The following is a 24522-nucleotide window of genomic DNA, read 5'->3' as shown; positions in this document are numbered from 1 at the left end:
CACGACCAATTTACTGCTCCATCGAACGATAGGCTCCGGGCGTCAAACCGGTCCATTTTTTGAAAGCACGGTGAAAGGCCGAGGGTTCAGAAAACCCCAGTTGCTCGGCAATCACCTGAATTGACACCTCATCGCGGCTCAGGTGGTAAATAGCCAGGTCGCGGCGTAAATGGTCCTTCAATTCCTGGAAGCTGGAGCCCTCTTCGCGCAGGCGGCGGCGCAAGGTTTGCGGGCTCATGTGCAGTTTTTGCGCGACTTCTTCAAGGTCTGGCCATTCGCTGCAATTACGTCCGAGCGAGCGCCGTATCTGGCTGTTCAAGCTATGCCCGCCATCGGGGCGGGCAAGAAGATCTGCCGGTGAATGTTGAAGAAAATGCTTGAGCGTGCGTTCGTCCTGCAGCAATGGCATCGCCAGATAACGCTTGTGAAAACGGATGCAGGTCCGTTGACTATTGAACTCACGCGGGCAGGGAAATAGCAGTTGATAGTGCGCCTCATGATCCGGCTTGGCGTAGCTGAATGTTGCCTGCTCAAGACGAATCCGTTGGCCGATTAGCCAACTGCTCAAACGGTGCCAAATAACCAGTAATGACTCGATCAAAAAATGTTCAGGGTCATTCAAGGCTGAGCCATCGACGGTGAGACAGGCGATGTCACCTTCGTGGCTGATCTGAATGCTCGGTGCTTCGGGAAACAGGCTATAAAACAGGCTGCCGCGACTCAGGGCTTTTTCCAGTGAATGGCAATGGATAATGGCATGGCACATCATTGCGAAGGTGCCGCGTTTGCTTGGATATTTGGCGAAGCCGAGATATTCGTCGTCGAGCAGTTCCCAAAGCTGCTGGATGAGCAGGGTGAATTGCTCGGGCGCGATGCGCGCTCGCGGTTCATCAAGTAGTGCCGGCTGGATATTAAGCTGGCGAAGCAGCGCCGAACAGTCACAACCCTTGCGCTGCGCACCGCCTAAAACGGCACGGACAAAATGGCTGGCAATGGTTTGTTCACTCATGAAAATGTTCCCGGCTAACGACTGCCCGATGGTGCCAGTCAGTCGCGGTAGGGACAAGCATACTGGCGCATGGATGAGCAGGCGTGCGCTGAAATGGCCGTTTCAGCGCATAGCGGGTTATCTGTCAGGGCCGATAAACAACAGGTCAGATGGGTTGCCAACGCTGACTCGTTGCTGGACTTTTCCCAGCTTACCGCTGAGCGCATCGCGGGCAATCACCAGCACTTCATCGCTACGTTGATTGGCCACCAACAGGTGATTACCACTCGGGTCTAGGCTGAACTCGCGTAACTCTTTGCCTTCGATCCTGTGGCGCTGAATTAACTCAAGTTGAGTATCAGTTGGATTGGTTTTGAATACCAGTATCTGGCTCACCGGACCGCGAGTTGCAACGTATAAAAAGCGGCCATCCGCCGAGGTGTGCAAAGCCCCTGCTGCATATCTCGCGGGTTCAGTGTTGGGCTGATCAAGATCAATAATGTGCTGGTTTAATAGCTTGCCTTGCTCGTAGTTGAACACGGCTAGCTGATTACTGAGTTCAAGCGTCAGGTAGGCTTGCTTACCGTCATTACTAAACAGCAGATGACGCGGGCCGCTGCCGGGGGGCAAAGCAGTCGAGCCCGCGGGCGTTAAAGGTGTTTTTGAGCCTGCTTGGGGGTTATAGCGATAGCTAAACACATGATCAGCGCCTAGATCGCTGGCAAACAAATACTGTTGGTCATGGCTCATTACCACTGAGTGAACATGTGAGCTGGCCTGGCGCTCTTTATTGACATGGCTGGGCGGGTGGCTAAAGCGCTGACTTGGCGCCTGCAACTCACCGTCGGAGCTAACGGGTAACACGCTTAGACTGCCGCCAGGCTTGGGGTTTACTGCATAGTTGGCGACGAACAGAAAGCGGCCGTCGGGGCTCAAGCCAGCATGGGTTGGCTCATCGCCGCCGCTGTCGACACGGTTGATTGGGCTAATCGAGTGGTCGTTTGAGTCAATTGAAAAACTACTGGCCTGACCGATGTTAGCGGCTTGGCCCGGGCCGTTTTCATTCACGCTGAATAGCGTGCTTTGATCCGCCGAAAGCAACAGGAAGGATGGATTAGCCGCGGTGATGACTTGTTCCGGCTGCTCACTGATTTGACCTGTTTGATTGTCGTAGTGATAACGATAAATGCCCTGGCTTGCGCCTTGGGTGTAGCTGCCAATTAACAGATCGTATTGGTTGGGCATGATCGGGCTCGTGGTGCAGGCGCATAAGCTGGAAATGCTTAGTAACAGGGCGATTGGTCTGAGCATGCTTGCTCCTTGGTAAGCAAAAAGAGGGCCTTGCGGCCCTCTTAGGTTGCAACTAGCCGGTCTAGGCGCTGCTATTTTTTCGGCAGTGCAAAGGCCATTACATAATCACCCTGCCTGGTGCCGAGCGAGCCGTGACCACCGGCAACCACCAGCACATACTGACGACCATCTTTGCCAGTGTATGTCATAGGTGTGGTCTGGCCGCCAGCAGGTAGGCGGCCTTCCCATAGTTGCTTGCCGTTACGTACGTCATAGGCGCGCAGGTATTGGTCAAGCGTGCCGCTGAGAAAGGCCACGCCAGCTTCAGTGGTGATTGTTCCACCAAGGCTTGGTACGCCCATCGGTAGCGGCAAAGGTACAGGTGAGCTGTCACGCACTGTGCCGTTTTTGTGCTGCCAGATGACCTGATTGTTGGTCAGATCAACAGCTGCGACATAGCCCCAAGGCGGCGATTGGCACGGCAAGCCTAGCTGCGACAGCAACGGCTGCAGAATCACGCCATATGGCGCGCCTTTGTTGGGTTGCACGCCTTCTGTTTCACTCTTGCGAGCTGGGCCACCTTCAACAGCCTCACTCGGTACCAGTTGTGAAGTGAACGCCATGTAGTTGGGGTTTACGATGGCAATCTGACGTTTAGGATCAACCGAGATACCGCCCCAGTCGAACACGCCGAAGTTACCTGGATAGACAATCGAACCTTGCAGTGATGGCGGGGTGTAGATGCCTTCATAGCGCAGTGATTTGTACTGGATGCGGCATAGCATCTGGTCAAATGGCGTGCCGCCCCACATGTCCTTCTCAGTCAGTGTTTTCGGCATAAAGTGGAGATCCGACATGGGCTGCGTCGGCGAAGTGAAATCGCCCTCGACTGCGCCCTGCGGAACCGGTACTTCATTGACCGGGACAATCGGCTTACCGGTTGCACGGTCAAGCACATAGATGCTGCCTTGCTTGGTCGAAGCCATCAGCGCGGGCTTAACGCCATCGGCTGTTTTGATGTCAATCAGGGTCGGCTGACCACCAATGTCCATATCCCACAAGTCGTGGTGGGTCATCTGGAAGGTCCAGCGGACTTTGCCCGTTTTGGTATCCAGCGCAGTCACGCCAGCACTGTAGGTTTCTGATGCCTCGGAGCGATTGCCACCCCATTGGTCAGGCATCTGGTTGCCCATTGGCAGATACAGCAGGCCGAGCTTGTCGTCGATGCTCATCACCGACCACATGTTCGGTGAGTTGCGGGTGTAGGTTTCACCTTCGGCAATAGGCGCAGTGGCGTCTGGATTGCCGCTGTCCCAGTTCCACACAAGGTGGCCATCTTTGGCGTCGTAGGCGCGAATCACCCCGGAAGGCTCGTCGACTGACAGGTTGTCAGTCACGTGGCCGCCAATGATCACCAAATCGCCACTGACACCGGGAGGCGATGTCGAGTAGTAGCCACCTGGAGTGAAGCTGCCAATGTTGGCAGTCAGATTAACTGTGCCATTGTCACCAAATTCGCTGCAGACTTCACCGGTATCAGCATTGATTGCCATCAAGCGGGTATCAGCGGTTGGCAGGAATAGGCGACGCGGGCAGGCATTCTGTTCAGGCGAAGTACTGGCTTGAGCCGCACTTTTGTCTTCGTGATAAGCGACGCCACGGCACGTCATGTGCGCCCAACCTTTGAAACTCTCAGCATTTTGCGTGCTGAGCTTAGGGTCGAAGCGCCAGATTTCCTTACCGCTGTCCGGGTCAAGCGCTATCACTTGGCTGTGCGGCGTGCAGACATACAGCATGCCGTTTACTTTCAGTGGAGTGTTTTCGGCGGTGGTTTCCTGCGGGTCGTTTGGCCCCGGAATGTCACCGGTACGATAGGACCATGCCAGCTCCAACTGGCTAGCATTTTCTGGGGTGATCTGGCCCAGCGGAGAGTAGCGGTCACCAAAGTTGGTGCGACCGTATGCTTGCCAGTCGCCGTCAGGCATTTGCGGCGCCGCATTTTTTACATCAGTGGTGGCACGGGTTAGCTCGCCCTTGATTTCACCGTTATAACCAGTGAACTGGCTTGCAACCGCAACAGCTCCGGCCAACACTACTGACGCGCCGAGCAAACCGTTCGCCAAGCCAACAGGTTGTGGCTGTAATGGGCGACGCAGCCACGGTAGCCACAGCAGTAAGCCAATGGCGAACCACAAAGACAGGCGCGGCACCAGTTGCCACCAGTCGAGGCCAACTTCCCAGACCGACCAGCCGGTGCTTGCGAACAGGAAAATCGCATAAATAATGACGACTGCTGGATGCAACCTGAACAGGAAAAAGCCGCTCAGGCTAACGCCTATACCCGCTAGCAGGTAATACCAAGAACCACCGAGCATGCCGAGGCGGATGCCACCGACCAATAATGCCAAGCCCATGATGAGCAGAAGTCCTGCCAATATTTTGGCGGGTATTCGGCCGCGATTCCGTGCACCAGCAGTGCGCATATAAAAGCTCCTGTTTGAGGATTAACAACAGTGTAAACAGTCGAACGTCGATTTGGAGCATCGGAATACTTGAACGCTGAATGGTTCAGTATCCGAAGCATTTTGCTATCGCGAGCGCTGTTAAATCGATGTTCGGAATATTTTGTGACAGATGCCCATAATACCTGACAGAAACAGTCAATGCAGGCTGAGCGTATGTGTCATTGAGGCGCGTTCATGCTGCGTCTAGGCTGAAAGCGAACCTATTATCAGTAATAGTGTGGCCAAACCTGATCAGCGATGGTTGTGTTGATTTGAATAATCAGACCCAAGGAGTTGCAATGACCGGTCCACTCGCTTCGCTCAAGGTGCTGGATTTTTCGACGTTGCTACCGGGGCCATTTGCCTCGCTGCTGTTGGCTGACATGGGGGCGCAGGTGTTGCGGGTTGAGTCGCCTACGCGGGTCGATCTAGTGCGTATTTTGCCGCCGCATGTTGATGGTGTGTCAGCCAGCCATGCTTATCTCAATCGCAATAAGCGCAGCATTGCCCTGGATTTGAAACAAGCCGCTGCGGTTGAGGTGGTCAAGCAACTGGTCATGGACCATGACATTGTGCTTGAACAGTTCCGACCCGGGGTGATGGATAAACTCGGTGTTGGCTATGAAGCGTTAAAGGCGATAAACCCCAGATTGATTTACGTCTCTATCACTGGTTACGGGCAAACCGGGCCCTACAAGGACCGCGCCGGACATGACATCAATTATCTGGCTCTGGCTGGCATCGCCAGCTATACCGGGCGTAGCGAGACCGGGCCTTTACCACTTGGTGTGCAGCTTGCCGATATAGCTGGCGGTTCCCTGCATGGCGTCATGGGGTTGTTAGCTGCGGTTATTCAACGCAATGTCACTGGCGAAGGCCAGTATGTTGATATCAGCATGACTGACTGCGCGTTCAGCCTTAATGGCATGGCCGGTGCGGGCTATTTAGCCGCGGGTGTAGAGCCGGAGATGCAAAAACAGGCGCTTAACGGCGGCAGTTTCTATGACTATTACCGCACGCGGGATGGTCGCTGGATTTCGGTAGGGAGTCTGGAGCCGCAGTTTATGCAGCAATTTTGTGCGGCAATTGGTCGTCCAGAGTTGGCTTTACGGGGCTTGACGCAAAAGCCAGAGGATCAGCAGGCCCTCAAGCGGGAGCTGGAGATCGAATTTGAGAAGCACGATTTTGATGAGCTGTGTCAGCGCTTTGCGCAAACAGATGCCTGCGTTGAACCTATGCTCAATCTGTCTGAAGCTTGTGAACATCCGCAGCTCAAGGCCCGGGATCTGCTGATAGACGTGCCGCGAGAAGGGCTGGCGGCACAAAAACAGTTGGCCTGCCCGATCAAGTTCTCTTCAGGTTTGCCTGCGCCCCGGCATGTTGGGGTTGAGGTCGGTGCGCATACGACTGAAGTGCTCGCTGAGCTCGGTTATAGCGAGCAGCAAATCGCAGAGCTGAAGGCCAGCAAGGCGGCGATCTGAGCGACGCACACACCCTGCAGAACAGGGTGTGTGCGGTTTACGCTTGAGTCAGTGTCATCAATACATCGGCGTACCAGGTGCAATTGAGCCCCAGCGCTTCATCGAGCTCCAGATCACGGGTGCCGACATCCAGGCGTGCCGAGTGAATGCCAAGCAGCACCCAGGGCAACTCGCCGAGTGTGTCTTTTTGCTCTGAGGTTGCGCGCATCACCACCGGGGCGCCGCTGATGCCGCGGTGGGTACGGGCATCGCTCAAGAAATAGCCTTCACCCTGAAATCTGAGGCCGAAGGATGAGGCGATAACCGCCTGCCTGACCACGGGAATATGGTGCAGGGTGTCGTGGAAACCCAAGGGAAAACCAACCACCAGCATTGAGCTGCCCACTTCGACCTGATCCAGCGAGTGCTGCAAATGCGCCGGGGTGTAGGCCTGATAGAACATCTTTTCAGGCAAGGCGGCGCGGTTGAGTTCAATCACTGCAACGTCAATTTCACCCGTGGCATCTTCGGCCTGACGCCAGATACTTTTGCCCTGGTGATAAAGCGGGATCGAAAACCCAATGGATTCTGCGATATTGTCAGGGTCAGTATGCAGCTCGATTTCAATGCGATTGGGGTAATGCTCGGTGGCCGCGTCGATTACGACGTGGCGACTGGTCACCAAAAATAGCCGTTTATCACGCTCAAAGAAGAAGCCAGTTGCATTAGTCAGTTGGCGGTCCTGATCAAATGTCCACAAGCGCGTAGCGGTTAGCAAAATGGGTTCGATCATTAGCCTGTCCTTGAGCAATTGGAGATTGAGTATGCACCTTGTAGCCTTGCTTAGGTGTTTGACGGACATTTTGCACAATAGTGCCGACAAGCTGCTGGTGCGCTGATTTAAGGCGGGGTTGTTCGGTCAGCTATCGGACGGGGTTGTGAGGAGCGCATGGAGCAGCCTTGCGCGGGTTATTCGACGCGCTGTTCACCAGTGAAGCTCAGTGTGACTTTACAACGTCGACAGAAATAACGCCGACCTTTGGCAACCAGAGCATGGCGTTGGGCCGAGAAGGGGAACTCACCTTTGCTGTCTGGGCAAGTGCAGCGGTAGATATAACGCTGCACCTGGCGCCGCTGGACCGCATAGCTATGGCAGCGATGGGGCGGCAATTCGTAAACGCCACGCATGATTAGTTGCCACTCTTCGCCGTGGGCCTGAATGCTTAATCCAAATAGATGATGGGCAATCAGGTGGGCGACTTCGTGGGCAACGGTTTGTTTTAGAAAGTCTTGTTGGTTATCACGGTAAAGTTGCAGGTTAAAACGCAGCTTGTTCTCCGTGAGATGGGCGACTCCAGCCTTTTGTCCGCGCAGCTTGAAACTAATTTCAGGGCGTGGGAAGGGTTGCTTGAAGAAGGCCTCAGCTTGTAAGTAACAGGCTTCTACACGGTCGTGGATCTGGTCGGGCATAGGCTTCACAGCAACTAGTCAGAGGATCAATTATGCCCGTGCCAAGCTGTTCTGACAGCTGTTAAACGACGAAACCACCGGTTGGTGGTTTCGTCAGTTGTTTTCAGTTAGTGATCAACTGGTGTATTCCGGGCCAATGCCTATCCCCCAAAAAATGACCGATGCGGCAATCATCGCCACCAGCACCACCAAACCAACGGCGAGTACTGAACTTGAGAACATAAACCCTTCGTCCTCAGGAATGCTCATAAAGGTTGGAATGCCTACGTAAAGCAAATACACCGTGTAGCAAATGGCTATTGTGCCAAGCACCAAGCCCAGCCACATGTGCGGATAGAGTGCAGCCAAACCTCCTATAAACAGTGGGGTCGCGGTATAAGCGGCAAACACCACGCAGCGAGTGAATGATGGTGTGGCGTCATAGGTGCGCGCCATCCAGTGAATAAACGCGCCCATGACTGCAACCCCTGCAAGCATGGCGATGTAGGACATTATCGTGAGGTAAAGTGCGCTACTTTCGGTCAGCATCACCGGCTCACGCTGGCCGATTGACCAGCCTACCTGCGTGGTTCCGATATACGCTGATACTGCGGGAATCGCCGCGAGCAACAGGACGTGGGTGAGATACATGTGGCTGATGGATTCTTCTTCGCCACGTATTTCTTGCCATTCTTGGTCGGGATGGGTGAAGAGCCCCCAAACATGGTGGATCATACAGGCACCTCCTCTTGTTATCCGGCCGCCCCCCAGCGGAGTGCCCGAGACGCGTGAGCAGCGTTGCCGGGTACAGGCCAATTTAAATGCGACCGTATGTCGCAGTATAGGCAGAGGCTGGGGGAAATGAGGGGTATTGGCTTAGAGCAAATTACTCTGTGCAGCTCACTGGTAATAGCGAGTAAGAATTTCCATGGCTTTATTGATCGACTGCAAACGCTGGGTATTGCCGCCCCGGTCTGGGTGATGGATGCTCACTAATTGGCGGTAGCGCTGCTTGATCCGCTCTAAATTGAGGCTTTCAGTGCTGTTCTGAAGTTCGAATAACTCAAGGGCAGCCAGTTTCTCATCACCACCTTGCATTCGCGTCCAGAAACTCACTAATAGCTTTTCAACATCGCGTTCTTCGATGCCGCGCAAGTTGGCCATGTCCAGGTAATAGCTGCGCAGCGGGTCATGTTCGCCGAGCGCTTGCTGGCCCGATTGCTGGTTGACTTGAAAGGGGCGTAACTCGATCAGGATGGCGCTGATGTGCAGATCAGCGCTTTGTTGCTGCCAAAGCTGATCGCGCAGGCGATAGAGCGCGTTAAACAATAGGAAATGGGTGCGAAACAAGGCCAGTTTGTCGGTCAACGGCAAGTTGGGGATATGCGTTGAGTTCAGGCTTTTCAGCTGCTGAATAAGCGCGTACTCGCTTAGCCCATCGGGTGCAGCCTGTAGCAGGCACAGTAGCTGCTCGGGTAAATCGAGGGTCGGATCAAGAACGTCAGTCATGGGCTAAGCCTACCAACTGTGTCGCCCGCTCGCAGCGAGTGATCGAGTTGAGCGCCGGTAACTGTGTCCAAAGTCTCATTTGTCACTTGCACGGCTAAATCGCTGCATCAGGCGATTAATGGGGTAGGGTGGCGCGCACAATCTAGGTAAACTGTCGGGCTTTAGTATTTCTATGCGGACACCAGCGCACCATGGGCACCCTTTCGGTCAATCAGAACAAACTGCAAAAACGTCTGCGTCGTCAGGCTGGCGAGGCCATTGCCGACTACAACATGATCGAAGATGGCGACAAGGTGATGGTGTGCCTGTCGGGCGGTAAAGACAGTTACACCATGCTCGATGTGCTGTTGCATTTGCAGAAAGTAGCGCCGATCAAGTTTGAAATTGTCGCGGTGAACATGGACCAAAAGCAGCCAGGTTTCCCTGAGCACGTGCTGCCAGCGTATCTGGAGTCGATTGGTGTGGCGTATCACATCGTCGAGAAAGACACCTATTCAGTGGTCAAGGAAAAGATACCTGAAGGCAAAACCACCTGTTCGCTGTGCTCGCGCCTGCGTCGCGGCACTCTTTACACTTTCGCTGATGAAATTGGCGCAACCAAAATGGCTCTTGGCCATCACCGTGACGATATTCTGGAAACCTTCTTCCTCAATATGTTCTACGGCGGCACCCTGAAAGCCATGCCGCCGAAACTGCGCTCTGACGATGGTCGCAACGTGGTGATTCGCCCGCTGGCCTACTGCAACGAAGCGGATATCGAAGCTTATTCGATGTTGAAAGAGTTCCCGATCATTCCGTGCAACCTGTGCGGCTCGCAAGAGAACCTGCAGCGCCAGGTGGTCAAGGAAATGTTGCAAGAGTGGGAGCGCAAAACCCCTGGGCGCACTGAGATCATGTTTCGCTCACTGCAGAACATTGTGCCGTCGCAGTTGGCTGACCGAGAGTTGTTCGACTTCGCCAGCTTGAAGATTGATCAGAACGCGACTCCGCGCTTTGTTGATGTAATGAACCTCTGAACCACCGCCGCCTCTATTCCAGCCTGCAAGCAAAGGCTCGCAGGCGGCTGTGTTAGAGCCGGACAAATTCTTGGCAAAGGTAATCAATGCGCGACTACAAATGGCTTAACGAATATTGCCTGAATCGTTTTGGTTCTGCCGCCGAGCTTGAAGCCCACTTGCCTCAACCTGCGTCGGCTGAGTATCTACGCAGCATTACCGATGACCGCTTCCTGTCGGTGATGAGCTTGCGGGTCTTTCGTGCAGGTCTTCGGCACAGTGTGATTGATGCCAAATGGCCTGTCTTTGAGCAGGTTTTCTTTGGTTTTGACCCCGAGAAAGTCGTGCTGATGGGTGCCGAGCGGATTGAAAACCTGATGCAGGATGCGCGCATCATTCGTCACTTGGGCAAGCTCAAGAGCGTGCCGCGAAATGCTCAGTTTATTCTCGATGTGCGTCATGAAAAGGGCAGCTTTGGTGAGTTGATTGCCAGCTGGCCGGTGGCTGATATTGTTGGCTTGTGGAAGTACATCGCCAAGCATGGTGCGCAAATGGGTGGTATGTCTGCGCCGTTATTTTTACGCATGATTGGTAAAGATACCTTTATACCGAGCAATGACATGGTTGCCGCGCTAAATGCGCAGGGCATTATCGATAAAGTCCCGACCAGTCTCAGAGACTTGGCCACGGTGCAGGCGGCTTTCAATACCTGGCATGAGCAAAGCGGACGGCCGCTGTGCCAGCTGTCTACGATGTTGGCGTATACGGTTAATCACTGAGTGCGACTATTTGCCGCGACGGCGCGACGGCGCGACGGCGCAACGGTAAGGAGTCAAAGATGTTGAGCGACATCGAACAACTGGCCCGGGCGTTCAATTGCGCCGAGCGCGTGTTGATTATCACCGGTGCTGGACTTTCAGCTGATTCCGGCCTGCCAACCTATCGCGGCGTTGGCGGCCTCTATAACGGCAATACCAGCGAGGGATTGCCGATTGAGGCCGCACTGAGCGGGCCGATGCTACAACGTGACCCGGCGCTGTGCTGGAAGTATCTGGCTGAGCTTGGCCGTGCATGTCTTGGCGCACAGGCTAACGTGGGGCATCGGGTAATCGCTGAGCTGCAAAGACTCAAGCCACAGTGTTGGTTACTAACGCAGAATATTGATGGCTTTCATCGCTCGGCTGGCAGCCCGGATGAAAGGCTGATCGAAATTCACGGCCAGCTTGCACCGCTTTATTGCCAGTCATGTGGGCAACTTGAGCATGATCTGGCGGCTTGCTTAGAGGCTCAATTACCACCGCTGTGCAGGCAATGTGCTGGCGTTTTGCGACCGCCAGTGGTGTTATTTGAAGAGATGCTGCCGGAAAAAGCTATCGACACACTTTATCAGCAGATCGGTAAGGGCTTTGACTTGGTACTGACAATCGGGACCAGCGCCAGCTTCCCCTATATTGTCGAGCCGGTACTGCGCGCCCGGGCCGTTGGCAGCTTCACAGCGGAAATAAACCCTGCACGAACCGAGCTAAGCGATACGGTTGATGTGTATTTGGCAGGAAAAGCCTTAGATGTTTTGCCTGAGCTGCTAGGTCACATTTCAGGCGATAGAATTTGCAAATCGACGCTATAGAAGGCATAGTCTCGCGAATTTATTGAATTCGACACGGCTGTGCCCATGCTAAAACGCTTCGCACCCCTCGTGCCTATTGCACTTACGGTCCTTCTGGCAGCCTGTGCTAGCCAGGCACCACAACCTCAGATCACTGAGCCTGTAGCGGTCTCCGATAATGCTGCTACGGAAGACTTTACCGACTTTACGGATGCGCTGGCCGAACAGAAGTCTTACCAATTACCGCAGTTAGCCGATTCTATTCTAGAGCACGGTCTTTCCTTGGTCGGTACGCGTTATCGCTGGGGCGGCAACACTGTTAAATCGGGATTCGATTGCAGTGGCTTTATCGGCTATTTGTTTGAGGAAGAAGCCGGCATGCAGTTGCCGCGCTCTACCCGTGAAATGATTAACATCGATGCGCCGATAGTTAAGCGCGATGAGTTGGAACCAGGTGATTTGGTGTTCTTTAGCACTAATGGCCGCGGCCGCGTTAGCCATGCCGGGATTTATCTGGGAGATGATCGATTTATCCACTCTGCCAGTCGGCGCAGTGGTGGGGTTCGCGTAGACAGCTTGCAAAGTCCCTACTGGAAGCGAACTTACATGGAAGCCAAGCGCGTACTGGCGATGGCTTCAACCGGGCAGGGAGTTATTGTCCGTTAATTTGTTTGTGCAAAGGCGCTTCGGCGCCTTTTTTCATTTTGTTGCTACTGGTTTTCTGCGGGCGCTTGGCCCGGATTAGTCGTACTGTTTTCCACTTTTTGGCATCCGTAACTGCTGTTGCTGTTGCTGTTTGGGTTTCGTAATGCGCAGGTCTCTACTCAGTATTTTGTTTTGTTGCACCTTTGGACTCTTGGCCAGCTTTTCTGCGCAGGCCGCAGAGAAACATCTCAGTGCGCAAAAGGCTTCTTTACCTAAAGCCGCAGCGGTTGTTAGCCGTGCGCAAGAGTTGATTGGTGTGCCTTATCGTTGGGGTGGCACCAATGTTCGTCGTGGTTTCGATTGCAGTGGCTTGATTGTCTATCTGTTTGGTAGCGAGGCGAATATCCACTTGCCGCGCACCACTTCACAGATGATCAAGATGAAGGCACCCAAGGTGGCCAAGAATGATTTGCGCGCTGGCGATGTGGTGTTCTTTAACCACAATGGTCGCGGGCGCGTCAGCCATATGGGTTTGTATATCGGTGAAGGTCAGTTTATCCACGCGCCTCGCACGGGCAAGAGCATTCGCATCAGCAAGCTGGGCAACAGCTACTGGTCTCGCCACTACATTGGGGCCAAGCGCTTCCTCAAAGGTGAGGGTTCACGCAATCAGCCAATGTTGGCTTCGCGTGCTCACTCGGGGCTAAATCACAAGGCTGGATTTTCGCGAACTGTGCTCTCTGCGCATAAAGCTTCGCGCAGCCAACCTGTGCTCGCGTCACGCTCACGCTTGCGTCATAAGCGATAGCGCGGCAGAGTAGGCGCATTAGGGAATAAGGTGCGCCTCGCATGACTCGAACGATCCGCATTGTATTGATCTCACTTGCAGCGCTGCTCAGCGCCTGCTCCAGTCATCCTCCGACGCCGCAAGCTGTCCCTCGAATAACCAATCCCGCCGCCAATGGCAATGCCGATGATGTGCTGATCCGTGCGATTGGCTTGGTCGGCACGCCATACCGTTATGGGGGTAATACGCCCGACGGCGGCTTCGATTGCAGCGGCCTGATTGGCTTCGTCTATCGCGATGTTGCCGGTATCAGCCTGCCGCGCACCACCAGTCAATTGAGTCAGATGCGCGGGCAAAATGTGAGTCGCAGCAATCTGCAAAGTGGCGACTTGGTGTTCTTTGCGACCAGTGGCGGCAGCAAAGTCAGCCATGCGGGAATCTATGTGGGGGAAGGCCGGTTTGTGCATGCGCCCTCAAGCGGTGGCACTGTGCGCCTCGACAGCCTGAGCAATCGCTATTGGCAGGGTGCATATCTGGATGCCAAACGCGTATTTGGCCCTGAGCTTGCGCACAACATGTGAGATACCGCTGAAAACTACCGTGTTAGAAGCCTGTCGGGCGCTAACTGATGGCGAGCCGGAAAGATAATGACCAACCGAACGCTCAATCTTGATCAGTCGTTGTACCAATACTTGCTCGATGTATCGCTGCGCGAGTCGGTGTTGCTCAAACAATTGCGTGATGAAACCGCAGAGCTGGCCAATGCACGCTGGCAAATAGCACCTGAACAAGGTCAGTTCATGGCGCTATTGGTGCAACTGCTTGCGCCGAAGTGCATTGTTGAAGTCGGTACCTTTACCGGTTACAGCGCCATTTGCATGGCTCAGGCAATGCCCGCTGGCGGCAGGCTTATTTGCTGCGACTTACCTGCGGATTACAACGCTATTGCCGAGCGGTATTGGCAGCAAGCTGGAGTTAGTGAATGTATTGAGCAGCGCTTGGCGCCAGCCCTGCAAACTCTGACTGAGCTTGAGGATGAAGGACTTACCGAGGCTGTCGACATGATCTTTATCGATGCCGATAAAGCCAATTATCCGCAGTATCTGGAGCAGGCGCTGCGTTTGTTGAAACCCGGTGGTTTACTGCTTTTCGATAACACTCTGTGGAGTGGTCGCGTGCTTGAGCTTGCGCCTGAAAGCGCAGATACCCGGGCTATTCAAGCGCTTAACCTGCAACTTAAAAATGATCCACGGGTTGATCTGTCGATGTTGCCCGTGGGTGATGGGCTGACGTTGTGTCGTAAGTGCTAAACAGCCTCTATGCCCGAGCCTATCCGTCTGCCACCTCAGCCAGAAGCCTGCGAGTTATGTGCGCGCAATGCGCCGTTAACCCGGCATCATCTGATCCCCAAGTCACTGCATAACAAAACCTACGTGCAAAAGCGCTACGCCAAGAGCGAGCGCATAACCGCCACCTTGTGGCTGTGCCGCGCTTGCCATAACCAAGTACACCGCTTATTCAGCGAAAAAGAGCTGGCGCTAACCTACAACTCCCGAGATAGCCTTTTGAGTGATGAGCGCCTGCGCACCTTTGTTGCTTGGTTGGCGGGCAAACCTGCAGGTTTTCACCCGCGTCACTGACCCTGGCGCAATGGTTTTTCCGCGAAGTAAGCCAATCCCAAAGTCTTCGCACATTGTTGTTTGACCTTCTGCTCGCAAGTCACTACTCTGCGCGGCTTGCTTCAGGTGCCTTGTATTTACAGGGTGAAACAGGGAAGTCGGTGCGTTTTGCGTGTTCACGCCAAACAATTCCGACGCTGCCCCCGCAACGGTAAACGAGTCAAATCAAACGCTTTTTCAACCACTGTGCATCTGCATGGGAAGGTGCGTTTGTAGCTGTGCTGGCAACAGCGCGCTGCTCGTAAGCCCGGAGACCGGCCTGTCGCAATTTCACGGCATCGCGGAGGGCTTTGTCGGGCGTAGCACCGTCTGTGCGTCTTTGCGTGCCTGTGGTTAATGCGTCCGCTGTTCTCCGTATGTCTTTCCCAGCCTATGTCGCACGGGTGAGAGCGGCGGAGCATACACAATGAAGAGCAAGTCCTTTTTCACGTCAGCAGCAGTTCTGCTCTGCGGCGTTTCCAGCGGTTCCCAGGTTTTCGCAGTAGAACCGAACCAGCTTGACGATACCGTGGTTACTGCCACGCGCACGGCGCAAACAGCCGAACAGAGCCTGTCTGCCGTCACTGTATTTGACCGCGCCGAAATCGAGCAAAGTCAGGTCAACTCCGTACCTGAGCTATTGCGCAAAGTCCCGGGCGTCTCGTTGGCCAATAATGGTGGTCCGGGAAAGTCGACCTCGCTGTTTATGCGCGGCACTGAGTCTGATCACGTTTTGGTGATGATCGATGGGGTCAAGGTCGGCTCTGTCAGTTCGGGCGGCGCTGCCTTGCAAGACCTGCCAATCGAGTTGATCGAGCGTGTAGAAGTGGTGCGCGGCCCACGCTCTAGCCTGTATGGCTCAGAAGCGATTGGTGGCGTCATCCAGATTTTTACCCGTAAAGGGCAGAGCGGCGGCGCCAAGCCGTTTTTCTCGGCAGGTTACGGCACACATGACACCTACACCGGCAGCGCAGGTGTTTCTGGTGGCGACGATAAAGCCTGGTACAGCGTCGGGGTCAGCAGTTCGGACACCGACGGCATCAATGTCAAATCGGCAAATATCAGCGGCTATGAAAGCGACGACGATGGTTATCGCAATCTGTCGGGCAGCTTGAGTGCCGGTTACCGTTTCGACAACGGCTTGGAACTAGATGGCAACGTTCTTAAAGCCAAGTCGCATAATGATTACGACAGCGTTAACCGCAGCCGCACCTCAGGTTTCAACGCCAATGCTGATGGCGAAACCAACGTTTATGGTGCGCGTGCACGTTTCTCTCCCTTCGATATCTGGCTGGTTACTTTGCAAGCCGGGCGCAGCGAAGATAAGTCCGACAGCTACACCGACGGTAGCTTCGAGTCACGCTTTGACAGCCGTCGCGATACCGCCAGCTGGCAGAACGATATAACCATTGCCGACGGCCAAACCTTGACCTTGGGCACCGACTACCAGCGCGACGAAATCAACGGCAGCACCGACTACGACAGCGACTCGCGTGACAACAATGGCTACTTTATCCAGTACCTGGGCGATGTCGGGCGTCATGACTGGCAAGTAGCGTTGCGCCGCGATGATAACGAGCAATTCGGTGATCACCAGACCGGCAACGTTGCTTATGGTTTTGCCCTGACTGACTGGTTGCGCAGCACCATCAGCTACGGCACTGCGTTCAAGGCGCCGACGTTCAACGAGTTGTATTTCCCCGATTATGGCAATCCAAATCTGGATGCTGAAACCTCAGAGAGCCTGGAGGTCGGGCTGACTGGTCAACACGATTGGGGGCACTGGTCGGTTAACGCTTTCCGCAATGAAATCGACGACATGATCGCTTATGACTCCTCAATCCAAGGGCCGTCAAACGTCGATAAAGCACGTATTAACGGCGTTGAGCTTGTGGTCGCCAGCCAACTTCTGGGTTTTGACTGGAGCGCAAACTACACCCTGATGGACCCGGAAAACCAGTCGGGCGGGGCCAATGATGGCAATGAATTGGCACGTCGGGCCAAGCAACTCTTCAACCTTGATGTTGATCGCCAGATTGGCAAGTTCAGCGTCGGCGGCAGCGTGCATGCCGAAGGTCAGCGTTACGATGACTTGGCCAACACCAAGGAGCTTTCGGGGTTCGCCACGGTTGATCTACGCGGTGAGTATCGCCTGACCAAGGAATGGCGCCTGCAAAGCCGTGTAGCGAATTTGCTCGGTGCCGATTATGAAACTGCCGAGGGCTACAACCAGCCAGGGCAGGCCGTGTATTTCAGTGTGCGTTACCAAGCGCTCTAGCGGATAAAACCACTTAGGCAGTGCCCAGAACGTCCCAGGGCGTTCTGGTGCTGCCAACAGGAGAAGATGATGAACCTTTCACCGCGTAACCAGTTGCTGGTTGGCATTGCACTTGCTGCCTTGATGGCCATGACTCGTGGTCAGCATTTCGCCACGGTCAACCTGCCCAGCGCATCCTGGGCTGTGTTCTTTCTGGCGGGTGTGTTGCTTAAACCGCGCTGGGTGTTTCCTGCGTTGTTTGTCGAGGCTTCGTTGCTCGACATGGCCGCTGTGCAATGGGCGGGCGTGAGTGACTGGTGTATGTCTCCCGCTTACTGGATGCTGGTTCCAGCCTACGGTTCACTCTGGTTGGGTGGCCGTTTGTATGCCGGCATGCACCGCCAACAGTTGAGCAACCTGCTGTTGCTGGCAGCTGTTGTCTCGGTGAGCGCTTTTGTCTGTTACCTGTTTTCAGGTGGTGGCTTTTTGTTCTTCTCGGGCCGTTACCCGGATCCAAGCCTGGCTCAGTTGGGCGAGCGTATCGCGGTTTACTACCCACGTTATCTAACCAACTTGGCGTTATATGTGGGCGTTGCAAGCGTCTTGTATATCGGTTTGCATGCAGCGTTCGCCGGGCGTAAACCTGAGGTGCAATCATGAGTGAGTCAACAGAGCGCGATGCCCGGCATAAGGCGCGGATGGAGCGCAAGAAAGCCCTGATCGACGAAAAAATCGCTCAGGCACAAGACGAATATGGTTTGTTGTTGGTGCATACCGGCAACGGCAAAGGTAAAAGCAGCTCCGCTTTCGGCATGGTCGCCCGAGCCTTGGGGCACGGTTATAAAGTCGGTGTCGTGCAGTTCATCAAGGGCGCGGCGAGCACTGGTGAAGAGAGTTTCTTCCGCCGTTTCCCGGACGAGGTCAGTTACCACGTCATGGGCGAGGGCTTCACCTGGGAAACCCAGGATCGTCAGCGCGATATTGAAAAAGCCCGTGAAGCCTGGGCGGTAGCTGCACAGTTATTGCACGATCCGGAAGTTGCTCTGGTGGTGCTGGATGAACTCAATATCGCGTTGAAGTACGGCTACCTTGAGCTTGAAACCGTGCTGGCCGATATCGAGTCTCGGCCGCTGTTGCAGCATGTAGTTGTGACCGGGCGCGGTGCTCTGCCGGGGATGGTAGACGCGGCGGATACGGTGACCGACATGACGCTGATCAAGCATGCCTTCAAGGCGGGTGTAAAAGCGCAGAAAGGGGTCGAGTTTTGACCGCGCGCCAGTGCCCGGCATTGCTGATCGCCGCACCTGCTTCCGGGCAAGGCAAGACCACGGTTACCGCTGCGCTGGCGCGCTTGTATTCGCGACAGGGCAAACGGGTTCAGGTGTTTAAATGTGGGCCTGATTTTCTTGACCCGATGATCCTGGCGCGTGCCTCCGGCCAGCCGGTGTACCAACTGGATTTATGGATGGTCGGTGAGGTCGAAAGTCGGCGTCTACTGTGGCAAGCAGCGGGCGATGCCGATTTGATCCTGATTGAAGGTGTCATGGGCCTGTTCGATGGTTCGCCATCGGCAGCCGATCTTGCCCGGCATTTTGCGGTGCCGGTGATGGCGGTTATCGATGCCTCGGCCATGGCGCAAACCTTTGCTGCATTGGCTCATGGTTTGGCCACCTTTCAACCGGGGCTGCCTTTTTCTGGCGTTTTGGGGAATCGTGTTGGCAGCGAGCGTCACGGGCAGATTCTTGCCGATGCATTGCCTGAGTCCATTCGTTGGTATGGCGCCTTGCCGCGCAGCGCCGACATTGAATTGCCAAGCCGTCACCTGGGTTTGGTTCAGGCCGATGAGTTGGCTGATCTGGATGCCCGATTGGATGCAGCAGCAGATGCGTTGGCTGCCAGTGCACAAGTCGAACTGCCGCCGGCGGTTGATTTTGCAGCACCGCAAGTGCATCCGGTTGAACCGTTGTTGGCTGGCGTGCGGATTGCGGTCGCGCGCGACGGCGCATTTGCCTTTCTGTATCAGGCAAACCTCGATGTATTACGCGAACTGGGCGCCACGCTGTGCTTTTTCTCACCGCTCAAGGATAACGCCTTACCGCAGGCCGACAGCCTGTACTTGCCCGGCGGCTATCCAGAGTTGCATTTGCAGCAATTGGCGGCGAACCAGGGCATGGCCACGGCGATCACGCAGCACTATGCCGCGAGAAAACCGATATTGGCCGAGTGCGGCGGCATGCTCTATTTGCTTGAGTCCTTGACCGACAAGCAAGGCGAGAGCGCTGCAATGCTTGGTCTGCTGGCTGGTCGCGCAACCTTGCAGCCACGGCTGACAGCACTGGCATTGCAAGAGGTTGAGTTGCCGGAAGGGCTGTTACGCGGGCACACCTTTCATCACTCATCGCTGGAGGGCGAGCTGCCTGAGATCGCCCGTGGTGAGTGCCCGAACTACCGGCGCACCCGTGAGGCGGTCTATCGTCAGGGGCGACTGACCGCCTCGTACATTCATTTCTACTTCGCCTCTAATCCTCGCGCCGCTGCTGAGCTGTTTCGCCCGTGAGTGAACATGCCTACAGCGCAGCAGAGCGCGCCGCGATCTATCGGGTGATTGCCGAGCGGCGTGATATGCGTCACTTCAGTGGTGGCCAGGTCGCGCCTGAACTGTTAGCCAAATTGCTTGAGGCCGCGCATCAGGCGCCGAGCGTTGGTTTGATGCAGCCTTGGCGATTTATCCGCATTACTCAGGCGCAAACCCGCGAGGCAATCGCTGAGTTAATCGAGCAAGAGCGTGTGCGCACGGCTGAGGCGCTTAATGAGCGTTCTGAGGAGTTTATGCGGCTCAAGGTCGAGGGCGTTCGTGACTGTGCGGAACTGTTGGTGGTTGGTCTGATGGACCAGCGCGAAGCGCATATTTTTGGTCGCCGTACATTACCCGAGATGGATTTAGCCTCTCTGGCCTGCGCAATTCAGAATATGTGGTTGGCTGCGCGTTCTGAAGGTTTAGGGATGGGCTGGGTGTCACTCTTTGATCCTTTCGCACTCGGCAAACTATTGGAAATGCCCGCCGGCAGCAAGCCGCTCGCCGTTTTATGTCTTGGACCTGTACACGAGTTTTATCAGCAGCCAATGTTGCAGGAGCAAGGTTGGGCGCAGCCTCGTGAGCTGAGCGAACTGCTTTTTGAGAATCGATGGGGAGCGTGATGGTAGGGCCACAACGCATAGTCTGTTTGTCTACGGAAACCTGTGAAACCCTGTATTTGCTCGGTCAGCAGTCGCGTATTGCGGGTATTTCCGGCTTTACTGTACGACCACCCCAAGCGCGCAAGGAAAAGCCCAAAGTTAGTGGTTTCACCAGCGCCCGGCTGGAGATGATTATCGCCCTGCAGCCAGACCTGGTGCTTGGTTACAGCGACTTGCAGGCGGATATCGCTGCGGATCTGGCCCGTGCCGGGCTGGAGGTCCATCTGTTCAATCAGCGCGATATCAATGGCTGCTTGCGCATGATCGAAACCCTTGGTGCGCTGGTGCACGCCAATCATCGCGCCAGCCAGTTGATCACTGAGTTGATGGCGGGTCTTCAGCAGATCCGCCAAGGTGCTGAACAGTTGGCGTTTCGCCCAAAGGTTTACTTTGAGGAGTGGAACGAGCCCTTGATCAGCGGTATTGGCTGGGTCAGTGAGTTGATCCAGCTGGCGGGTGGTGAAGATTGTTTTGCTGAGTTGGGCCATTTCAAGGCTGCCAAGCAGCGAATTATCGCCGACCCGGACGAGGTGGTGCGGCGCGCTCCCGATCTGATCATCGGTTCATGGTGCGGCAAGCGTTTCCGTCCTGAACAGGTGGCTGCACGTCCGGGTTGGGAAAAAATACCGGCCGTGCTCAATCAACAGCTGCACGAGATCAAATCGCCAGATATCCTCCAGCCCGGCCCTGCTGCACTCACCGATGGCGTGCAGCAGCTACAGGCATTGATAAGAGGTTGCGTAGAAGCGCGAGGATGAGTTTGTTTTTGAGCACTGTTGCAGGTGTCGCCGCGGATGCAATTTTTGGTGAGTCCAAAGGTTGGCATCCGTTGGTGGCTTTCGGTCAGTGGGCCGAGCGAATTGAGCAGCGGTTTAATCCGTCGGGTGCTGGCTGGCGCAGTCATGGTGTCAGCGCCTGGTGCCTTGCCGTGTTGCCGTTGACCGGCCTGGCTTGGTTGCTTAGCCAAGTTTCAGCCTTTGGCTGGTTTGTCGAGATTGTTGCGCTTTACGTGGCGCTGGGCTTGCGCAGTCTGGGTGAGCATGCGCGGCCGGTGGTGCAAGCATTGCGCTTGGGTGACCTCGGCCTGGCTCGTGAGCGTGTAGGTTATATGGTCAGTCGTAACACTGCGCAGCTTGACGCAAATGGTGTGGCGCGTGCGGGCACCGAATCGGTGTTGGAAAACGGCAGTGATGCAGTATTTGCCGCGCTGTTCTGGTTCATCGTCGCGGGGGCGCCCGGGGTGGTGTTGTATCGCCTGAGCAATACTCTGGATGCGATGTGGGGCTATCGCAATCAACGCTATGAACGCTTTGGTTGGGCTGCGGCGAAGATTGACGATGCAATTAATTACATTCCCGCGCGTCTGGTTGCCCTGACGTATTCGTTGCTCGGCAATACCCGTCGGGGCTTGCGTTGCTGGCGTCAACAAGCACCGCTGTGGGACAGCCCAAATGCGGGGCCGGTCATGGCCGCTGGTGCGGGTGCCTTGAATGTGCAATTGGGTGGCGCTGCGCAATACCACGGCGAGACGCATCAGCGACCTGATTTAGGCACTGGGCCACAGGCGCGCGCCGCCGATATCGAACGGGCGCTCAATCTGGTTTGGGGTGGCGTGTTGCTTTGGTTGCTGCTGTTGGGCGTGTGGGAATTGTTCAGTGCTTGAGCACGGTGGACGCTTGCGTCTGGCCGCGCTGCAATTTGGCATCGCGTTGCCGGACTGGCTGGATTTGTCTACCGGTATCGCGCCATATGACTGGGCGCTGCCCGATATTCCTGCATCCGCTTGGCAACGATTGCCTGAAACTGAGGACGGCTTGGAGGCAGCGGCGCGTGATTATTATGGCTGCAGCACGTTGTTGCCTGTGGCCGGTTCGCAAGCTGCAATTCAGGCGTTACCGCGTTTGCGGCGTAAATCAATTGTCGGAATGCTACCGCTGGCCTATGCCGAGCATGCCGCTGCATGGCGCCGTCACGGGCACAAATTGCTGAGCTTTAGCGAAGCCAGTATCAATCGCGCGATTGATCGGCTGGATGTGCTGGTGTTGATCAATCCGAACAACCCGACCGGGCGTCTTATCGAGCCGGAACAACTGCTCGCATGGCATTCGCGTCTCGCTGAGCGCGGCGGTTGGCTGGTGGTTGATGAGGCATTTATCGACTGCACCCCAGAGCAGAGTCTGGCCCGTTTCAGCCATCTGCCGGGGCTGGTTGTATTGCGTTCGTTTGGCAAGTTTTTCGGCATGGCCGGTGTGCGTTTGGGCTTTGTCCTGGCGCAGCAACAGGTGCTAAATACTCTCGCTGAAATGCTTGGCCCATGGCCGATTAGTGGGCCGACTCGGGTGGTTGCAACGGCGTTGCTAAAGGATTTTTCGGGCCAGTCAGCGCAACGCCAAAGGTTGCTGAGTGATTCCCAGCGGCTTGCTGACTTACTGGCAGCGCAAGGTTTACCAGCGCTTGGTGGATGCCCGCTATTTCAGTGGGTGGCAACTGAGCGAGCGCCGCAATTGTACGAGCATCTGGCCAATCAAGGCATTTTATTACGTCACTTCGAGCAGCCGGAAAGTCTGCGCTTTGGACTGCCCGCTGATGAATCTGGCTGGCAGCGTCTGTGTACTGCGCTTGAGGCGTTCAATGAGAGTTTGGAATGAATAACAATCAGCAGCCGAACGGCGCTACGTTAATGGTGCAGGGCACCACTTCCGACGCTGGTAAAAGCACCTTGGTGACAGCGCTGTGTCGCTGGTTGCAGCGTCAGGCGGTGAGTGTGGTGCCATTCAAACCGCAAAACATGGCGCTCAATAGCGCCGTGACTGCCGATGGTGGCGAGATTGGCCGCGCGCAAGCTGTGCAAGCGCAGGCCGCAGGCTTGGCGCCGCACACTGATATGAATCCGATATTGCTCAAGCCGAGCAGCGATACGGGTGCCCAAGTGATTATCCATGGCCGGGCAATCAGCAGCATGGATGCGCTGGCGTATCACGATTACAAAAAGGTCGCGATGAGTGCTGTGCTGGAGTCGCACCAGCGCTTGCGCAGCGCCTATCCGGTGGTCATGGTCGAGGGGGCTGGCTCTCCGGCGGAAATCAATTTGCGTGAGGGCGATATCGCCAACATGGGCTTTGCCGAAGCGGTCGATTGCCCGGTTATTTTGATTGCCGATATCGATAAAGGCGGTGTATTTGCCCACTTGGTCGGCACTTTGGCGCTGTTGTCGGAAAGCGAGCAAGCGCGGATCAAAGGTTTTGTGATCAATCGCTTTCGTGGCGATATCGCCTTGCTGCAACCGGGGCTTGATTGGCTGGAGGCGCGCACTGGTAAGCCGGTGTTGGGTGTGTTGCCGTATTTGATGGATTTTCACCTCGAAGCCGAAGATGCGATCGACACCCGGCAAATCAGCAAAGCCGAGCAGGTGCTGCGAGTTATCGTACCGGTCTTGCCACGCATCAGTAACCACACCGACTTTGACCCGCTGCGCTTGCATCCACAGGTCGAGCTGACTTTTGTCGGGCCCGGCCAACCGATACCAAGCGCCGATTTAATCATCCTGCCAGGCTCAAAAGCCGTGCGCGCAGACCTCGCATTCTTGCGTGAGCAGGGCTGGGACGTGGCGATCAATAAACACCTGCGTTACGGCGGCAAAGTGCTGGGTATTTGCGGTGGCCTACAAATGCTTGGCAATAGCATTGCTGATCCACACGGGCTTGAAGGGCTCCCAGGCGGCAGTCCGGGGCTTCGCTTGTTGGCGATCGACACCGTGCTTGAATCGCACAAGCAATTACGCAATGTGTCTGGGCGCATACGGGCAACAGGCGAGGCGATTAGCGGTTATGAAATCCATGCGGGCGTTAGTGTGATTTCCCCTGTGCTCGCACCGGCTATTGAGCTTGATGATGGCCGGGTTGATGGGGCTGTCAGCGCCGACGGGCAGATTATGGCGACTTATCTGCATGGTTTGTTTGAGTCCGCGTCGGCTTGTGTCGCATTACTGCAATGGGCGGGTTTGCGAGAGGTTGAAGAAGTTGATTATCACGCCTTGCGCGAGCGCGATATCGAGCGCTTGGCAGATATGGTGGAAGCGCATCTTGATTGCGCCGTGCTTAAAAAATTGTGCGGATTAAGCTAATGCTTCTTTACCCG

Annotated in this window: 25 protein-coding genes and 1 riboswitch; of the genes, 18 read left to right on the top strand and 7 right to left on the bottom strand. The window is 55.4% G+C overall.

Annotated elements, in window-relative coordinates; genetic code table 11:
• Window positions 1–10: 10 nt before the first annotated feature.
• The 3 genes from ACN0UH_RS13830 to ACN0UH_RS13820 all read right to left on the bottom strand — a co-directional run bounded on the left by ACN0UH_RS13830 (window position 11) and on the right by ACN0UH_RS13820 (window position 4761).
• Window positions 11–1009: an AraC family transcriptional regulator gene (locus tag ACN0UH_RS13830; RefSeq protein WP_417662595.1), complete on the bottom strand. Its 999-nt coding sequence runs from the start codon at window positions 1007–1009 to the stop codon at window positions 11–13.
• Window positions 1010–1126: 117 nt separating this feature from the next.
• Window positions 1127–2299: a lactonase family protein gene (locus ACN0UH_RS13825; RefSeq protein WP_417662594.1), complete on the bottom strand. Its 1173-nt coding sequence runs from the start codon at window positions 2297–2299 to the stop codon at window positions 1127–1129.
• Window positions 2300–2370: 71 nt separating this feature from the next.
• Window positions 2371–4761: a glucose/quinate/shikimate family membrane-bound PQQ-dependent dehydrogenase gene (locus ACN0UH_RS13820; RefSeq protein WP_417662593.1), complete on the bottom strand. Its 2391-nt coding sequence runs from the start codon at window positions 4759–4761 to the stop codon at window positions 2371–2373.
• A gap of 320 nt (window positions 4762–5081) precedes the next feature.
• Between ACN0UH_RS13820 and ACN0UH_RS13815 the strand changes: the two genes are divergently transcribed.
• On the top strand, window positions 5082–6263 hold the full coding sequence (locus ACN0UH_RS13815) for a CaiB/BaiF CoA transferase family protein (protein WP_417662592.1): 1182 nt from the start codon (window positions 5082–5084) through the stop codon (window positions 6261–6263).
• A 37-nt stretch (window positions 6264–6300) separates the two neighbouring features.
• On the opposite strand, the gene ACN0UH_RS13810 is transcribed toward ACN0UH_RS13815, so the two are convergent.
• The 4 genes from ACN0UH_RS13810 to ACN0UH_RS13795 form a co-directional block, all read right to left on the bottom strand.
• On the bottom strand, window positions 6301–7035 hold the full coding sequence (locus tag ACN0UH_RS13810; RefSeq protein WP_417662591.1) for a S1 family peptidase: 735 nt from the start codon (window positions 7033–7035) through the stop codon (window positions 6301–6303).
• Between the two features lie 176 nt (window positions 7036–7211).
• A complete protein-coding gene (locus tag ACN0UH_RS13805) occupies window positions 7212–7712 on the bottom strand; it encodes a SprT family zinc-dependent metalloprotease (RefSeq protein WP_417662590.1) in 501 nt (166 codons plus the stop codon).
• Window positions 7713–7826: 114 nt separating this feature from the next.
• Window positions 7827–8426 (bottom strand): Yip1 family protein, encoded by a 600-nt coding sequence (locus ACN0UH_RS13800; RefSeq protein ID WP_417662589.1) that lies wholly within the window; start codon window positions 8424–8426, stop codon window positions 7827–7829.
• Between the two features lie 165 nt (window positions 8427–8591).
• On the bottom strand, window positions 8592–9200 hold the full coding sequence (locus tag ACN0UH_RS13795; RefSeq protein WP_417662588.1) for a DNA-J related domain-containing protein: 609 nt from the start codon (window positions 9198–9200) through the stop codon (window positions 8592–8594).
• 191 nt (window positions 9201–9391) lie between these two features.
• On the opposite strand from ACN0UH_RS13795, the gene ttcA reads away from it, so the two are divergent.
• From ttcA to ACN0UH_RS13710, 17 genes are all read left to right on the top strand, one after another.
• A complete protein-coding gene (gene ttcA / locus ACN0UH_RS13790; RefSeq protein WP_417662587.1) occupies window positions 9392–10216 on the top strand; it encodes a tRNA 2-thiocytidine(32) synthetase TtcA in 825 nt (274 codons plus the stop codon).
• A gap of 86 nt (window positions 10217–10302) precedes the next feature.
• A complete protein-coding gene (locus ACN0UH_RS13785; protein ID WP_417662586.1) occupies window positions 10303–10974 on the top strand; it encodes a DNA-3-methyladenine glycosylase I in 672 nt (223 codons plus the stop codon).
• 59 nt (window positions 10975–11033) lie between these two features.
• On the top strand, window positions 11034–11822 hold the full coding sequence (locus tag ACN0UH_RS13780; protein WP_417662585.1) for an NAD-dependent deacylase: 789 nt from the start codon (window positions 11034–11036) through the stop codon (window positions 11820–11822).
• Window positions 11823–11867: 45 nt separating this feature from the next.
• Window positions 11868–12467: an NlpC/P60 family protein gene (locus ACN0UH_RS13775; protein WP_417662584.1), complete on the top strand. Its 600-nt coding sequence runs from the start codon at window positions 11868–11870 to the stop codon at window positions 12465–12467.
• A 142-nt stretch (window positions 12468–12609) separates the two neighbouring features.
• Window positions 12610–13254, top strand: coding sequence for a C40 family peptidase (locus tag ACN0UH_RS13770; protein WP_417662583.1), 645 nt, complete (start codon window positions 12610–12612; stop codon window positions 13252–13254).
• Window positions 13255–13295: 41 nt separating this feature from the next.
• Window positions 13296–13814, top strand: a complete 519-nt coding sequence (locus ACN0UH_RS13765; RefSeq protein WP_417662582.1) for an NlpC/P60 family protein — start codon at window positions 13296–13298, stop codon at window positions 13812–13814.
• A gap of 66 nt (window positions 13815–13880) precedes the next feature.
• Window positions 13881–14543, top strand: a complete 663-nt coding sequence (locus tag ACN0UH_RS13760; protein WP_417662581.1) for an O-methyltransferase — start codon at window positions 13881–13883, stop codon at window positions 14541–14543.
• Between the two features lie 9 nt (window positions 14544–14552).
• Complete coding sequence (locus ACN0UH_RS13755) at window positions 14553–14873, top strand: hypothetical protein (protein WP_417662580.1); 321 nt, start codon at window positions 14553–14555, stop codon at window positions 14871–14873.
• An 86-nt stretch (window positions 14874–14959) separates the two neighbouring features.
• Window positions 14960–15190, top strand: a riboswitch (cobalamin riboswitch).
• A gap of 128 nt (window positions 15191–15318) precedes the next feature.
• Window positions 15319–17169 (top strand): TonB-dependent vitamin B12 receptor, encoded by a 1851-nt coding sequence (gene btuB / locus ACN0UH_RS13750; protein WP_417662579.1) that lies wholly within the window; start codon window positions 15319–15321, stop codon window positions 17167–17169.
• A gap of 66 nt (window positions 17170–17235) precedes the next feature.
• Entirely contained in the window at window positions 17236–17808 is a 573-nt protein-coding gene (locus ACN0UH_RS13745; RefSeq protein ID WP_417662578.1) for a hypothetical protein, read from the top strand.
• Entirely contained in the window at window positions 17805–18416 is a 612-nt protein-coding gene (gene cobO / locus ACN0UH_RS13740; RefSeq protein WP_417662577.1) for a cob(I)yrinic acid a,c-diamide adenosyltransferase, read from the top strand. Before ACN0UH_RS13745 ends, cobO begins: the two co-directional genes overlap by 4 nt.
• Window positions 18413–19705, top strand: coding sequence for a cobyrinate a,c-diamide synthase (locus tag ACN0UH_RS13735; RefSeq protein WP_417662576.1), 1293 nt, complete (start codon window positions 18413–18415; stop codon window positions 19703–19705). The genes cobO and ACN0UH_RS13735 overlap by 4 nt, the downstream gene beginning before the upstream one ends.
• Window positions 19702–20346 carry a 5,6-dimethylbenzimidazole synthase gene (bluB, locus tag ACN0UH_RS13730; protein WP_417662575.1) on the top strand — a complete coding sequence of 215 codons (645 nt, stop codon included), beginning with the start codon at window positions 19702–19704 and terminating at the stop codon, window positions 20344–20346. The genes ACN0UH_RS13735 and bluB overlap by 4 nt, the downstream gene beginning before the upstream one ends.
• The gene (locus ACN0UH_RS13725; RefSeq protein ID WP_417662574.1) at window positions 20334–21143 is read left to right on the top strand and encodes a cobalamin-binding protein; all 810 of its coding nucleotides are present in this window, start codon (window positions 20334–20336) and stop codon (window positions 21141–21143) included. The genes bluB and ACN0UH_RS13725 overlap by 13 nt, the downstream gene beginning before the upstream one ends.
• Window positions 21140–22048 carry an adenosylcobinamide-phosphate synthase CbiB gene (cbiB, locus tag ACN0UH_RS13720; RefSeq protein WP_417662573.1) on the top strand — a complete coding sequence of 303 codons (909 nt, stop codon included), beginning with the start codon at window positions 21140–21142 and terminating at the stop codon, window positions 22046–22048. Before ACN0UH_RS13725 ends, cbiB begins: the two co-directional genes overlap by 4 nt.
• A complete protein-coding gene (gene cobD / locus ACN0UH_RS13715) occupies window positions 22041–23033 on the top strand; it encodes a threonine-phosphate decarboxylase CobD (RefSeq protein WP_417662572.1) in 993 nt (330 codons plus the stop codon). Before cbiB ends, cobD begins: the two co-directional genes overlap by 8 nt.
• Entirely contained in the window at window positions 23030–24508 is a 1479-nt protein-coding gene (locus ACN0UH_RS13710; RefSeq protein WP_417662571.1) for a cobyric acid synthase, read from the top strand. Before cobD ends, ACN0UH_RS13710 begins: the two co-directional genes overlap by 4 nt.
• The last annotated feature ends 14 nt before the right edge of the window (window positions 24509–24522 follow it).

The sequence above is a fragment of the Pseudomonas sp. genome (genome assembly GCF_048265905.1).
Taxonomy (GTDB): Bacteria; Pseudomonadota; Gammaproteobacteria; order Pseudomonadales; family Pseudomonadaceae; genus Aquipseudomonas.
Note: the sequence above shows the minus strand (reverse complement) of the source record. Positions and strands in the feature narration are given on the sequence as shown.